This window comes from Streptomyces silvisoli (assembly GCF_029269905.1).
Taxonomy (GTDB): domain Bacteria; phylum Actinomycetota; class Actinomycetes; order Streptomycetales; family Streptomycetaceae; genus Streptantibioticus_A; species Streptantibioticus_A silvisoli_A.
Genome location: NZ_JARJBC010000013.1, coordinates 102,521 through 115,403 on the forward strand (window position 1 = coordinate 102,521; position 12,883 = coordinate 115,403).

Here is a 12,883-nt window from a genome sequence, read left to right on the forward strand (position 1 = left end):
CCGATACCACTTTCCACCCAACTTCGCAGGGGCGAGGTTGGCCGTTCCGTCCGCCGACATGGTCGACACCCAGGCGATCGGCCTGGGCACGACAGTGGCGGTCAGCAGCCGGTAGAAGGTGTTCCGGTCCAGCTCGGCGGGGTCGAAGTCGATGCGCATACCGCCCAGTATCCAGGACGACGCCCCGCACCATAGCCGCGGATCGACGGCCGCCCCTCGTCGCGATGTCAGACGGAAATCGGCTGGTCCCGGAAGGCCGCAGGCATCCGGAGCCAGCACTCGCGACACCAGAGACCGGACACCTGCGCCTGACGGCTTCCAGGGCGACCCGCTCGCCCTAGGCGTCCGGGGTCGTCAGGCCAGTAGGGCCGAGCCGAGGTGGTCGTCAGGGCCGGTGACGCCCGGTAGGGCGAAGAAGTAGCCGCCACCGGTCGGGGAGATGTAGTCGACCAGCGGCTCGCCGGCCAGGCGGTGCTGGACGGCCTGGAACTGGCGGGCCACGTCCTGCTGGTAGCAGCAGAAGACCAGGCCGACGTCGAGGTTGCCGTCGAGGTCGAGCCCGCGCTCGTAGTTGTAGGCCCGGCGCAGGATCTGCTGGTTCGCGGTGGCCTGGGTGCGCGGGTTGGCGAGCCTGATGTGGGCGTTCATCGGGGTCAGCAGGCCCAGCGGATCGGCGTGGTAGTCGGGCGGGTCGGACTCCCGGGTGCCGTCCAGCGGCGCTCCGCTGTCGCGCCGCCGTCCGATCATGTTCTCCTGCTCGTGCAGCGAGACCCGGTCCCAGAACTCGACCAGCATCCGGATGATCCGCACCACCTGATACGAGCCGCCCTCGACCCAGGCGGGTTCGCCGGAGGAGCCACCGTGTGTCCACAGCACCGCGTCCGCTACCGAGCCGTCACCGACGTCGGGGTTGGCGATGCCGTCCTTGAAGCCGAGTTGGTTGCGTGGGGTGCCGCTCGGTCGCGGTGCCGCGTGGAATCCGTCGATCTTCCAACTCGCCTGCATCGCACCGCGGGTGTGCCTGGTGATGTCGCGCAGTGCGTGCATCACGGTGTCCCGGGAATCGGCGCAGATCTGCAGCATGATGTCACCGTGCAGTTCCCTGGAACCCACCAGGTCGTCGTCCGGAAAGACCGGCATCGGCACCAGCTTCGCGGGCTTGCGCGCGGCCAACCCGTAACGCCCGTCGAAGAGCGAGGCGCCGACGCCGACCGTGACGGTCAGCCCGTCGGCGGGCAGTACCGGGCCGAGGGTGGCACTGTCACTGGGTGGGGAGGCGAGGTCGGTGGCGGGAACCGGGCCACCGGCGGTCAGCGCGCGGATCCGGTCGGTCAGGGTCTGGAAGAGCCCCAACAGGCCGCGCCGGTCGAGCCCGATGACGGTGAAGGCGACGAACGACGCCGCGACCTGCTGCGGGGTGGTGATGCCCGCCTGGTGCGGTCCGTGGAAGGGGATCCGCCGACCGGACGGTCCCAGGCCGGGCTCGGCGGCCGCCGTCACCGCCCCGGCCAGTGCCCCCGCGCCGACCGCGGCGCCGACGGTGGCCCCCAAGGTGGCGCCGCGCAGGAAGGAGCGTCGGCGCAGCGGTTCGGCCTGACCTGCGGCCATCGGGCAGCCGCCGGGAGCGGGAGTGTGGGGGGCGTTCATCTGTTGCCTCCGAAGAGACCCCCGGCTGTGGCCGGAGAAGGAGTCGGAACTCGTGCGGAGCGGGTCGGGGACAGGCGTCCCACCGTCATTTGGACCTCCGTCCACCATCGATCGCACGCAGGCGCACTACGTGTCTGTGTGTCACTCCGTTTCCGGCCTGCTGAGGAGGTCAAGCGTGGTTCCTTGGAGTGAGCAGGTTGGGTACGGCGGCCAGTTCCTCCAGAAGGTGCCCGAGGTCGCCGTCGAGCCTTCGACGCTGGGAGGCGTCGAGCCGGGTCACCGGCGTCCAGACGCCGGAGGCGCTCCGATGAGACGTCACCTCAGTCGAATATGCCGCCAACTGCTGGTTCAGCTGGCTGAGCAACTCGGGGTCGCGCGGGCTCAGTACCGGGGCCAGCACGCTCAACACCTCTTGCGTGCCTCGGATGTTGGCGCTCAGGGTGGCCAGCGTGGTGCCGCTGCCGTAGTCGGCGATGCCGCCCAACTGGAACTGCAGGGCGTTCTCCAGTATTTCGTGCGCGCGTAGTGACAGATCGCCCGGGTCGGTGTCCTCGCTCGGGAAGTCCTGCTGCAGGCTGACGATGTCGGCCACCAGCCGCCGGCCGAGCTGTTGAAGTCGGCTGACGGGCGCACCGTGCCAGAGGCCGTGCTCCAGGGCGAAGAAGCCGGTCCACTGCGGACTGTCCACGCCCTGTGGCAGACCGTTCGCCATCCCGTTGATCGCGTCGTCGTACTCGCCGAAGGAGTGGTAGGCCGCACCCAGGCGCTCATACTCAAGGTGCGCGGTGAGCCAGTCGGTCTTGGCGGCGGCCAGGTCGCCGCGGGCGAGATCGGCTTCCAGGGTACGGGTGGCCGCCAGCAGCCCGGGGAACGCGGCAGTGACGTACGCGCGGTAGGCCTTGACCGGTCCGGTCATCTCCAGGTCGGACAGCGGACGGTAGCCGGCCACCGCGCCGGTGGCGGTGCCGGAGACCCGCACCGTGCGGGAGGTTCTCACCGTCCCGTTCGAGAAGACGCAGCGGATGGCGTAGTCACCGCCGGTCAGTGTGGTCGCCAGCGGCAAGGTCTTGTTCGGGCCGAGCCAGGGGATCTCCGCGTAGGCCAGACTGCCATCGGGCGAGACCACGTAGATGCTGGCGAAGACTTTGTCGCCGTTGGTGACGGCGAAGGAGAGCCGGCCGGCGGGCAGATGCGCGGGAGGCGTGCCGCAACCGGCGGCGTCCACCCGCAGCGACCCGCCGGGCAGGGCTTCGCCGGGCGCCTGCGTGGAGCCGGTCAGCGCGGCCGCCCCCAGCAAGAGCAGGACGGCCAGCCCGGCACTGCGCCAACGCCCGTGACGCGGGGGTGATTTGCGGGGTTCGGACAACACAGGGTCCGGCATGGCGGCGGGACGGTCCCTTCGGTCGTCGGGGCCGGGAGGAGGCGTCCCCCGGGGAGCCCGGGGGACGGATGCGACGGACGGCTGTCAGCCGAAGATGTCAGTGATCGGCGTGGCGTTGGCGCTCTCGCCGACCGGCGACAGGCCGTAGAACCGCTCCAGAGTGGCGAGCACGTTGTAGTGGTTGATCGCCTCGCTGTACTGGCCGGGCTTCACGCCGGAACCGACGATGATCGTGGGGATCTGGTTGCTCTCGGTGTAGTCGTCCTCGTCCCAGGTGACGACGAGCAGGCTGTTGTTCTGCTGCGCCCAGGTCGCGTAGGAGGAGATGTTGCTCTGCAGCCAGCTGTCCGCCTGGTTGATGGTCCCGTCGTGCATGTCGTCGTCCAGGTTCGGGATCACGAACGACACGGTGGGCAGTGTGCTGTAGTCAGTGGGGAAGGAGCTGAACGGCAGTGAGTCGGCGCCCGGTACGTTGCTGAAGTTGACCCACGGCGAGTGCTTGCGCGCGTAACTGCCGCTCCTGCAAACGGTCGAGCCGGTTCTGGGCAGGTCCTCCGAGTAGCCCTTGAACGTGTAGCCCGCGGCCAGCAGTTCGGAGCCGAGGTTGGGGGTGTCGCCCTCGTTGGTCGGACAGGCGTCGGAAGTGAGCCCGAAGTCACTGCCGCCGAACAGCGCCATGTAGTTCGGCTCGCTGGGGTGCGTGACGGCGAACGACTGGGTCATCAACGCGCCTTGTGACGCCAGGGAGTTGATGTAGGGGGCGTCATTGGTGTCGCCGATGATGTCGTCGTAGGAGTGGTTCTCCTCCATCACGACCACGATGTGCGAGGGAGCGGAGGCGGTGCTCGACGCCAGCTGGGTGCGGGCGGCGGCCGGGCTCTGCGGGAACAGGGCGAAGCACGTGGCGGCGGCGGTCGTCAGGGCGACCGCGGACAGCACGGCAAGACGCGACCTCGAACGCATGGACACTGACACTCCAAGGAGAAGCGGCCGGCGTTCGGTAGCCGGCCCACAGGGGAGGTGCTGAAACCCGCGGCCCCGGTCCGTGGTGTGAGCCGCGAACCGGTTCGGGGCGGGGCCGGGCATCGCGCGTCCCGGCTTCGGTGCCGTCGGGGAGTATTCCCGGCGAAGGCACCGCCATGTTGTCGATGAACTGTCAATTTCGTGAACGAATGGGTGACAGCCCATCAGCCGGGCGGCCCATCCCGATCAGGCTTCAGGATGACTTCGCCGGACTGACCTGGCACGACGCACTCGCGGTCAGCCATGACAGGATCATCGGGATGTTCCACCTGATCGCCTCGCGGGTCTTCGCGCGGCTGATCCTGCTCTACGCACACCACTCCAACGAGCACCGGCCGAGTTGCCGACATCCCGTCAGGGGAGACGGAAACGGGGCATACCAGGTCAGATCATTGACCAGTCGGGGCAGCTGGTCAGACATACCCGGGCCGGTACCTTCGATGGCGACCTCGGAGCTCTGTTCGCCGGACGCGGGTTCCCGGATCGAAGAAAAGAGCGGTGAAATTCCGTACCGCCTCGACGATCCGGATGTAATTGCCAGGAAGCTTGCTCTATCGAAAACCTCTTAGCTTTGCTAACGTGTCTGTTGCGTATTCTTCCGAGCACCGTCGGGAGTCGATGGGGATGCACCGCAAAAGCATATGATCGGCCGCCCGCTCAACGCCATTGAGTGCTGGCCGTCCCCTGTCCCGGGAAGAGGGAACCGATGAGCCGGACGACGACCCGTCCAGCTCCCTGATCATGTGGTGATCAGGGTAAATGCGAGGTCAGTCCGTAACGCTCCCCTCGCTTCGTGCATTTTTCGCACCTTTGCCGGGCCTTTCGCGCTTGCTCGAAGCGCGACGTTTCCCCCGATCGACATGAATTCAGGGATGCGCATGAAAGCTTTTCGTGCAACTCGGGAGTTCCCCCTCGCATTGCGGTTGCTGTTGATCAACCAATTTGGGGTCGACATCGGGTTCTACATCCTGGTGCCGCTGCTAGCGGTTTATCTGCGGCGAGATCTCGGCCTCTCCGCCGCCTCTGTCGGTCTCGTACTTGGGATCCGCAACCTGGGTCAGCAGGGGCTGTTTCTGCTCGGCGGCTCGGCCACCGACCGGCTGGGGCCCCACACCGTGATCATCGCCGGGTGCGCCCTGCGCACCCTGGGCTTCTCGCTCTTCGCCTTCGGTAGCACCCTGCCGGTGGTGTGCGCTGCCTCGGTGCTCAACGGGCTGGCGGCCGGGCTGTTCTATCCGTCCACCCGCGCCTATGTCGCCCTGGCCCCCTGCGTACGCAAGGCGGAGGCCTTCGCCCTGCTCAACGTCTACGCCACCATCGGCTCACTGATCGGACTGGTCCTTGGCAGCGTGGTGTGCGGCACCGACTTCCGCGGCTGGGCGGTGGTCGGCGCCTGCGTCTTCGCCCTGCTGACCGTGGGCCAGGCGATGGTGCTGCCGAACAGCCCGCCCGCCGCCGCCAGCCGGGGCAGCGTCCTCGGCGACTGGCTGGAGGTCTTCGGAAACCGCAGGTTCCTGCTGTTCTCCTTCGCCACCACCGGCATGTTCATCGTGGAGAACCAACTCTGCCTGCTGCTACCGGAAGGCGCCCGCAACGCCTCCGGCCGGGAAGGGGCGGTCGGCGTGCTGCTGGGCCTGGGCGCGGTCGCCAACTGCTTCCAACTGCCCATCACCAGGGCGTTGGAACGTCACGGCGGCGGCCCGCGCTGGGTCGCCCCGGGCCTGGTGGTGATGGCACTGTCCTTCCTGCCACCGCTGCTGATCTGCCATCGGCAACCGCCCACCGGCCTGGCGCAGATCGTCCCACGGATGGTGATCTTGAGCATCGGCTCGCTGCTCCTGTTCGGCGGCACCATGGTCGCCCACCCCGCGGTGCTGGAGATGATCCCCAGGTTCGGACGGGAGTCCCTGGCCGGCACCTACTTCGGGTTGTTCTACGTCTTCGCCGGGCTGACCGCGGCTGGCGGCAACGCGATGGTCGGCTGGTCCATGGACGTCGCCAAACGGTTTGCCGTGCCCTGGCTGCCCTGGGTGTGCTGCACGTGTTTCGGCCTCTCCTCGGCGACGGCCGTGGCCCTCATGTACCGGATGCGGAAGCTGCCGGACCGCACCGGCGCCCCGGGAGTGGAGGGCACGATGATCTCGCCCGGCCTGTCGGCGACCTCCGGTGCGGAGGCCGGTGGCGGACCGGAGGCTGCGGGCTCCTGGGGCACCGGCCGCCTGCCCGGCCCCGCCCGGCAAGCGGTGGACGACGCCGAACGACAGCCCCCGCGCTGAACGGCCCCCTGGGGCGACCCAGCCTTGTGCCCCATGACGAAGAACGCCGTCGACCGCGAGGAGTACCCGCAGACCGCGGCCATGGAGGAACGGTGCGTGCGCATGCTCGCACGACTGTGGAACGCGCCGTTTCCGGACGCCTGTGTCGGCTGCTCCACCACCGGCTCCAGTGCGGCCGCGATGCTCGCCGGACTGGTACTCAAACACCGCTGGCGGGAGCGTCGCCGCGCAAGTGGCCTCGGTCGCTAGGAGTGCCCGACCGCGCCGCGCTGGACCTCTTCCAGCTCAGCCGCCTACAGCGGAGGCCGTACCAGACACACTGAACCGCACCGCGTCTGTGGCCACTACTTCCGCATGATGGCGGGCTCGTGCCGACGCAGCATTCTCAACACGAGGATGCCCTCCATGACCGAGAGCACGAGCATCATGCCCATGTTCAGCCCCCAAACGCCCGGCGAGTGCGTGAAGAGCGGATCCGCGGTGTTGGTCGAGGGCGCGATGGCATGCAGGTCGACCGTCCCGGCGACGGCACCGAACGCCCAGCGCGACGCCACCAGCCAGGAGAGCTGCTCCAGCCCGAGCACCCCGTTGAGCTTGAGCAGCGCGCCGCAGAACACGACCTGGACGAGGGTGACAAAGACCAGCAGCGGCATGGTGCCCTCCTCCTTCCGCACCAGCGCGGAGACGAGCAGTCCCAGCATCATGGAAGTGAAGGAGAGCAGCGCCACGGCGAGGGTGATCTCAAGGAGCGGCGGAAGAGACACCGCGCCCCGGCCATGGATCCCCAGACCCACTCCGGAAAGCCCGACGAGAGTGAGCACCACGGCCTGGCCCACAGTGATGGCGCCAAGTACCACGATCTTGGAGAACAGGTAGGCAGCGCGAGACAGCCCCACTGCCCGCTCCCGCTGGTAGATCGCCCGCTCCTTGGCCAGCTCCCGCACGGCGTTGGCCGCCCCGGTGAGCACCCCTCCGACGCACAGGATGAGGAGCGCGTTGAGCGCCGTGTTCTGATTGAGCTGGCTCCCCGCGAGAGCACGAGCCATCGCCCCCATGACGAACGGCAACGCGACCATGATCGTCAAGAAGGTCCGGTCGGAGGCGAGTACGGCCGCGTAGCGGCGAATCAGCGTACCGAGCTGGACGGTCCTGCTCTGTGGCTTGGGCAGCTGGACGGTCGCATGCCCCGGGCAGGTCCTGGGGCGCGGCTGTTCCATGGCCTCGACGATGTACTCATCATGCAGGGGCGAAGCGCGGTATTCGGCGGCCCAGTCCCGTTCCTTGTCGTGCTCGAACGCTTCGAACGCCTCGGGCCAGTGGTCGAACCCGAGGGTGGGCAAAGTCTTGTCCGGCGGCCCGTAGTAGGCGACCCTGCCCCCGGGGGCGAGGACGAGGAGCCGGTCGCACACATCGAGATTGAGCACGCTGTGGGTCACGACGATGACGGTGCGTCCGTCGTCCGCGAGGCCGCGCAGCATCTTCATCACCGAGCGGTCCATACCGGGGTCTAGGCCCGAGGTCGGCTCATCCAGGAAGAGGAGTGACGGCTTGGTGAGCAGTTCAAGGGCCACACTGACCCTTTTGCGCTGGCCGCCCGACAGGCTGTGGATCCTCTGGTCGGCTCGGGCCTCCAGACCCAGGTCGCTGATCACCTCGTCCACCCGCGACTGCCGCTCGGTCTTGTCGGTGTCTGCCGGGAAGCGCAGCTCGGCGGCGTAGCTCAGAGCTCGGCGCACGGACAGCTGGGAGTGCAGGATGTCCTCCTGCGGCACCAGGCCGATACGTTGGCGTAGCTCCGCGTAGTCCCGGTAGAGATCGCGGCCGTCGTACAGGACCGTGCCACCGTCCGCCGGGCGCAGGCCGGTGAGCGCGTTGAGAAGGGTGGACTTGCCTGAGCCGCTCGGACCGACGACAGCGAGCAGGCACTTCTCCCCGACGGGAAACGACAGGCGCTCAAGGAGCGTCTTGCGGCCGTCGTCGACCCGCACCTCCAGATCCTGGACGCTCAGCGAGACCTCACCGATGTCGACGAACTCCAGGAGCTCGTTCCCGACGAGGCGGAAGTCCGCGTGCCCGATGCCGATGATGTCGCCCTGCTGAACCACCGCCCGCAAGACCGGCTGGCCATTGAGATACGTACCGTTGTGGCTGCCCAGATCAACGATCTCGTAGCTGCCGTCGGGCCGTGCCCTGAGTTCCGCGTGGTCGCGTGAGACCAGGAGATCATCGACGACGAGGTCGTTGTCAGGTGAACGACCGATCCTGATCGTGCGTACCGGCAGTGGCCGGATCAAGATCGGGCTGCGGAACTCGCCCGTCGCCGACGGCACCTCCGCCGGGGCGGTCCGGCTCTCTGGGGCACCCGGCACGCTGCTGAGCGTTACCCACGGACCGTCGTCGGGGTCCCCGAACCTTATGACGCTGCCCGGACCGACCTGAGCATGACGCACTCGTCGGCCGTCGGCGTACGTTCCGTTGGCACTGCCGGCGTCCGCCAGTATCCAGCCGCCCCTGGCCGGACGAAGCACCGCATGGTGCCAGGAGACCCGGGGATCCGCGCACACAACTTCCCCCATCGGGTCGCGCCCGAAGTGGTAGGAGCGGCTCGGAAGGATGACCTGGGAATCGCCTTTCGTCCCAAGGACCAGTTCAGGCGCGGAGGATGGGAGCAATCGCCTTCCCATGAGCGGAATTTTACCGTCGGGAGGCTTGGCACGCCTGGGCGGAAGCGTGGGTCTCGGCCGTCATCCACAACCTGGCCGCCAAGACGAGCACACCCTGTTCCCGGAGCGGGGGCAGCACCGGAACAGTCCGCGCCTGCCCGCCACGCGGCCCAGGCAAGCAAACCCATCGTGGTGCGAGCTCGGGCGGTGCCCAGCCGCGCTTGGATGATCGGGACGAGTTCGGCCTGCCAGCGCACCCATCTAGACAGTGAACGCCCACTAGGCACTAACTGCCAGAACGGCAGCGACCGACGGAAGGGCGACCTCGCCGACCTTGACGGCCGGGCCTGGCCGACGCATTGCCGGTGCACCGCGACCGCCGTCGACGCCGGCGAGGTCGTGGTGTTCACTTCCGAATCCCAAGTGGAACCGCATCGCGCCGCTGTTTCGCGTGGCGATTGGACCTCAACTCTTGACGGCTTCTGCGATCCGCACGGCGGCCTGGCCGGGCGTGAGGTGCGTGGTGTCGACTACCTCGGCCTCGTGGTGTAGCCACGTGCGGGCCGCCTCGGCGTACGGCTCAAGGTATTTGAGACGGAACGGGGAGTTGGGGCCAACAACGGTGTCGGCCGCGATGCGCCCGCGGAGGGTGTCTTGGTCAGCGTGGAGGACGAAGTGCCGTATCGGAATGGCATGTTGGGCGAGACCCGCGCTGATCTCGCGCCAGTACTGCTCGACCAGGACGGTCATGGGCATCACCAGAGTGCCGCCGGTGTAGTCGAGTACGCTGCGCGCGGTCTCGACTACGAGCTGCCGCCACGGCGGCCAGTGCTGGAAGTTGTCCGTCCTGGGCAGCCCCGGCGTGATGTCCATGAGCGTCTCGCCGACCTTCTCGGCGTCGAACACCCGTGAAGCCGGGATCAGTGGCTGCACGAGCGCACTGGTCGTCGTCTTGCCTGCGCCGTGGGTGCCGTTGAGCCATACGATCACGGGACCGACGCTACCGCTGTGCGGGCCTTGGGGAACGGGCACAGCAGAAACCCGGTACGGCTTCGGCGGCCGCGGCGCGGAGGAAGGCGCCGCCGGTGGGGGCTCCGTCGGGATTCGTGCTCTGGGGCGGCGGCGGGAAATGCGTGAGAGTGCCGGTTGCCTGCGCTGGTGTCGTCATCCTGAACGTCAGAGGGCCGGCGAGGTCACCAAGCCGGTCGATGGTCATCTTCGGTGACATGAGCAAGGTCTCGATGAGCCCGCCGGACCGCCCTGTCCTACCTGGAGGAACTGTTCCTCACGCGCGTTGAGAACGGCAGGTGACCTCCCAGGCCGCCTCGATCATCCGGAAGATCTCGTCCACAGCGGCCTCGGGGTCGGCCGCCTCACGGGCCAGCGAATGGGCGTCGATGACGAACCTCGCGATCGTCCGGCAGGCCGTTGTGGTGTGTGACAGGTCGAGATCGGCGGCGATGGCTGTGGCCAGCGACTGTGCGTGGCGCAGCCTCATCGACTCCTCGTACTCCCGCAGGGCAGGTGATTCGTCGACCATGCGCCAGATCGGGGCGGCGCTGTCCGCCGCGCAGTGTCGCACCAGGGCCTGCATCTCGCGGCGCAGCGCAGGGATGAGCGGCTCGTGCGGCGCCCGGCCGGTGACCGCCTGCGTGAGGCGTTGCTCGAAGTCTTCGTCCTGCTCGAACACCAGGGCCTCTTTCGAGGCGAAGTGGGAGAAGAGCGTGGTGACGGCCACGTCGGCCTCAGCGGCCACGTCTCGGATGCCCACCGCGTCGTACCCGCGTTCCAGGAAGAGCCGCAGGGCGGCGTCAGCGATCTTCTGGCGGGTCGCGGCCTTCTTACGTTCACGGCGTCCGGACGGCACGTTCATGGCCTGACGCTATCAGATACAAAGACGGAACTGTTTCGAAACACTAACCGTTAGTGCTACGGTCGGCCGCATGAAGAAGGTGAGCTTCGCCGAGTTCGGCGGTCCGGACGTTCTGCAACTCGTAGACGCCGAGGAGCCCCACGCGGGCCCCGGCCAGGTACGCATCGCCGTGCGGGCGGCGGGCGTGAACCCCGTCGACTGGAGGATCCGTGAAGGCCAGTTCCAGAAGGTCCATCCCATCGAGTTGCCCGCCGGGGTCGGACAGGATGCCGCCGGGGTGGTGGACGAGGTCGGCGAGGGCGTCGAAGGGGTCGAGGTCGGCGACCACGTCTTCGGCGAAGGCTCAGGCACCTATGCCGAGTTCGCCGTGCTGTCGGCCTGGGCCCGTATGCCCGATGGGTTGACGTTCGAAGAGGCGGCCGGGTACCCCTCCGTGGTGGAGACCGCGCTGCGCGTCATCCGTGAGGTCGGTGTGCAGTCCGGGCAGACGCTGCTGGTCAGCGGTGCGTCCGGCGGAGTCGGATCGGCGGTGCTGCAGATCGCCCGCGACCGCGGCATCACGGTGATCGGCACGGCTGGGGCCGCGAACCAGGACTATCTGCGGAGCCTGGGCGCCATCGCCACGACGTACGGCGAGGGCTGGGTCGAGCGGGTGCGGCAGCTCGGCCACGTCGACGCAGCTCTCGATCTGGCTGGCTCGGGCGTGATCCGCGAGCTCGTCGAGCTGACCGGGGACCCGGAGAAGGTGATCTCCATCGCCGATCTCGCCGCGCCGGAGCTCGGTGTCCGATTCTCCGGCGTGGCCGGGAGCATGCCGGAAGCGCTCGCTGAGGCCGCCGGCCTCATCTCGCGGGGAAAGCTCCACATCCCGGTCGAGAAGTCGTACACGCTCGCCGAGGCCGCGGCGGCGCACATCGACAGCCACGCCGGTCACACGCGCGGGCGCCGGGTCGTGGTCGTCTAGGACTCCAGGTCAGCGCGTGGCGCGGGACCGACACACCCGTGCGGCGGGCGGACTTGTCGCCGGTGACGGATGTGGAGGGCGATGCCGCGGAGCTTCTCCCGAGTTTCCTCGAACTCCCTGTCCGGAGTCGACCCTGCCATGACTCCCGCACCCGCTCTGAGCCACGTTCGCCCGTCGTGGTGGAAAACCGTCCGTTCGCTCCCAGGCTGCCGGGGCTGAGACCGGTGTGGTCAGGAGGACCGTCGCCCGCCTCAGCCAACTCACCGTGTGTGCCTGCACCGTTGCTCTCCCCTCACGCAGGACCACGTCCACGCTCGGCACGAACAGGTGCACCAGCTCGCCCGGTTCGCAGTTGTCAGGCGGCAGCCTTCCGCCTGGGTGCGCTGCCGTCAGAATTCGGCGTACCCGCCGCCAGCAGTTCAGGATGCGTGCCGCGCTCGGTGATCCGGCCGTCTTCCAGGACGAGGATCTGATCGGCGGCCTGGACGGTACGCGGTCTGTGCGCGATCACCAGCAGCGTTTTCCGCCCGGCCAGGGCGGGGCACGGTCGCGTCCACGACGCTCTCGTTCTCCGGATCCGGCGCGGCAGTGGCCTCGTCGAGTACGAGGATCGGTGCGTCCTTCAGGATCGCGCGGGCCACGGAGACACGTTGCCGCTGGCCGCCGGAGAGCGCGGCCCCGCCTTCGCCGACACGGGTGTCCCAGCCGTCCGGCAGCTCGGCCACCACGCCGTCGAGGCCTGCGAGACCGGCGGACCGCGCCAGCGACCGTATCGCGATCGGTCCGCGCGAGCGCGCCCATACCGCGAGAAGTGCGGGGCACGTGAGCCTACTTACCGGGCCCTGAGGCCGGATCGCCGATGTTCTGGGCGTATTCTCCGGCCGTGTCGGCCCGAGATCACGCAGAGCCGCCACGACGCCTCGCCGCGCCCCGGGCGTGAGGCCGAGCGCTGTGCCAGACGGAGCAGGCCCTATTCATGCTTTTCTCATAGACAGTTGTTAGCTTGCGCAATCCTGCAACCTTTGGGCAAGGCTGCTCGTCTGGTTGACCGAGGTT

At 68.3% G+C, this 12,883-nt stretch carries 9 protein-coding genes and 4 pseudogenes; 4 read left to right on the top strand and 9 right to left on the bottom strand.

What is annotated here, in order from left to right; translation table 11 throughout:
• Positions 1 to 27: 27 nt before the first annotated feature.
• The 4 genes and pseudogenes from P3G67_RS20775 to P3G67_RS20790 all read right to left on the bottom strand — a co-directional run.
• A pseudogene (locus P3G67_RS20775) lies at positions 28 to 159 on the bottom strand (flavin reductase family protein); the annotation flags it as partial.
• A 195-nt stretch (positions 160 to 354) separates the two neighbouring features.
• Positions 355 to 1,647 carry an iron uptake transporter deferrochelatase/peroxidase subunit gene (gene efeB / locus P3G67_RS20780; protein ID WP_276094796.1) on the bottom strand — a complete coding sequence of 431 codons (1,293 nt, stop codon included), beginning with the start codon at positions 1,645 to 1,647 and terminating at the stop codon, positions 355 to 357.
• Positions 1,648 to 1,816: 169 nt separating this feature from the next.
• Positions 1,817 to 3,013, bottom strand: coding sequence for an EfeM/EfeO family lipoprotein (locus P3G67_RS20785; RefSeq protein ID WP_276094797.1), 1,197 nt, complete (start codon positions 3,011 to 3,013; stop codon positions 1,817 to 1,819).
• A 99-nt stretch (positions 3,014 to 3,112) separates the two neighbouring features.
• Complete coding sequence (locus P3G67_RS20790) at positions 3,113 to 3,991, bottom strand: alkaline phosphatase family protein (protein WP_276094798.1); 879 nt, start codon at positions 3,989 to 3,991, stop codon at positions 3,113 to 3,115.
• Between the two features lie 176 nt (positions 3,992 to 4,167).
• On the opposite strand from P3G67_RS20790, the gene P3G67_RS20795 reads away from it, so the two are divergent.
• The 3 genes and pseudogenes from P3G67_RS20795 to P3G67_RS20805 all read left to right on the top strand — a co-directional run.
• Positions 4,168 to 4,620, top strand: coding sequence for a hypothetical protein (locus P3G67_RS20795; RefSeq protein WP_276094799.1), 453 nt, complete (start codon positions 4,168 to 4,170; stop codon positions 4,618 to 4,620).
• Between the two features lie 309 nt (positions 4,621 to 4,929).
• Positions 4,930 to 6,327 carry an MFS transporter gene (locus tag P3G67_RS20800; RefSeq protein ID WP_276094800.1) on the top strand — a complete coding sequence of 466 codons (1,398 nt, stop codon included), beginning with the start codon at positions 4,930 to 4,932 and terminating at the stop codon, positions 6,325 to 6,327.
• Positions 6,328 to 6,366: 39 nt separating this feature from the next.
• Positions 6,367 to 6,564: pseudogene (locus P3G67_RS20805) on the top strand (pyridoxal-dependent decarboxylase); the annotation flags it as partial.
• Between the two features lie 107 nt (positions 6,565 to 6,671).
• On the opposite strand, the gene P3G67_RS20810 reads toward P3G67_RS20805, so the two are convergent.
• From P3G67_RS20810 to P3G67_RS20820, 3 genes are all read right to left on the bottom strand, one after another.
• Positions 6,672 to 9,011, bottom strand: a complete 2,340-nt coding sequence (locus tag P3G67_RS20810; protein ID WP_276094801.1) for an FHA domain-containing protein — start codon at positions 9,009 to 9,011, stop codon at positions 6,672 to 6,674.
• 444 nt (positions 9,012 to 9,455) lie between these two features.
• Positions 9,456 to 9,980, bottom strand: a complete 525-nt coding sequence (locus P3G67_RS20815; RefSeq protein WP_276094802.1) for an AAA family ATPase — start codon at positions 9,978 to 9,980, stop codon at positions 9,456 to 9,458.
• Between the two features lie 295 nt (positions 9,981 to 10,275).
• On the bottom strand, positions 10,276 to 10,863 hold the full coding sequence (locus P3G67_RS20820) for a TetR/AcrR family transcriptional regulator (protein WP_276094803.1): 588 nt from the start codon (positions 10,861 to 10,863) through the stop codon (positions 10,276 to 10,278).
• A 70-nt stretch (positions 10,864 to 10,933) separates the two neighbouring features.
• Between P3G67_RS20820 and P3G67_RS20825 the strand changes: the two genes are divergently transcribed.
• Positions 10,934 to 11,827, top strand: coding sequence for an NADP-dependent oxidoreductase (locus tag P3G67_RS20825; RefSeq protein WP_276094804.1), 894 nt, complete (start codon positions 10,934 to 10,936; stop codon positions 11,825 to 11,827).
• Here the strand turns inward: P3G67_RS20825 and P3G67_RS20830 are convergent.
• Positions 11,824 to 11,973: pseudogene (locus P3G67_RS20830) on the bottom strand (hypothetical protein); the annotation flags it as partial. The gene P3G67_RS20825 and the pseudogene P3G67_RS20830 sit on opposite strands and share 4 nt — an antisense overlap.
• A 209-nt stretch (positions 11,974 to 12,182) precedes the next feature.
• Positions 12,183 to 12,591: pseudogene (locus P3G67_RS20835) on the bottom strand (ATP-binding cassette domain-containing protein); the annotation flags it as partial.
• Positions 12,592 to 12,883 lie beyond the last annotated feature (292 nt).

Excerpts from the sequence above, each read along its gene's own strand:
- P3G67_RS20825 (WP_276094804.1), top strand. The coding sequence starts at position 10,934 with ATGAAGAAGGTGAGCTTCGCCGAGTTCGGCGGTCCGGACGTTCTGCAA.
- P3G67_RS20800 (WP_276094800.1), top strand. The coding sequence starts at position 4,930 with ATGAAAGCTTTTCGTGCAACTCGGGAGTTCCCCCTCGCATTGCGGTTG.
- P3G67_RS20820 (WP_276094803.1), bottom strand. The coding sequence starts at position 10,863 with ATGAACGTGCCGTCCGGACGCCGTGAACGTAAGAAGGCCGCGACCCGC.
- efeB (WP_276094796.1), bottom strand. The coding sequence starts at position 1,647 with ATGAACGCCCCCCACACTCCCGCTCCCGGCGGCTGCCCGATGGCCGCA.
- P3G67_RS20790 (WP_276094798.1), bottom strand. The coding sequence starts at position 3,991 with ATGCGTTCGAGGTCGCGTCTTGCCGTGCTGTCCGCGGTCGCCCTGACG.
- P3G67_RS20810 (WP_276094801.1), bottom strand. The coding sequence starts at position 9,011 with ATGGGAAGGCGATTGCTCCCATCCTCCGCGCCTGAACTGGTCCTTGGG.
- P3G67_RS20795 (WP_276094799.1), top strand. The coding sequence starts at position 4,168 with ATGTTGTCGATGAACTGTCAATTTCGTGAACGAATGGGTGACAGCCCA.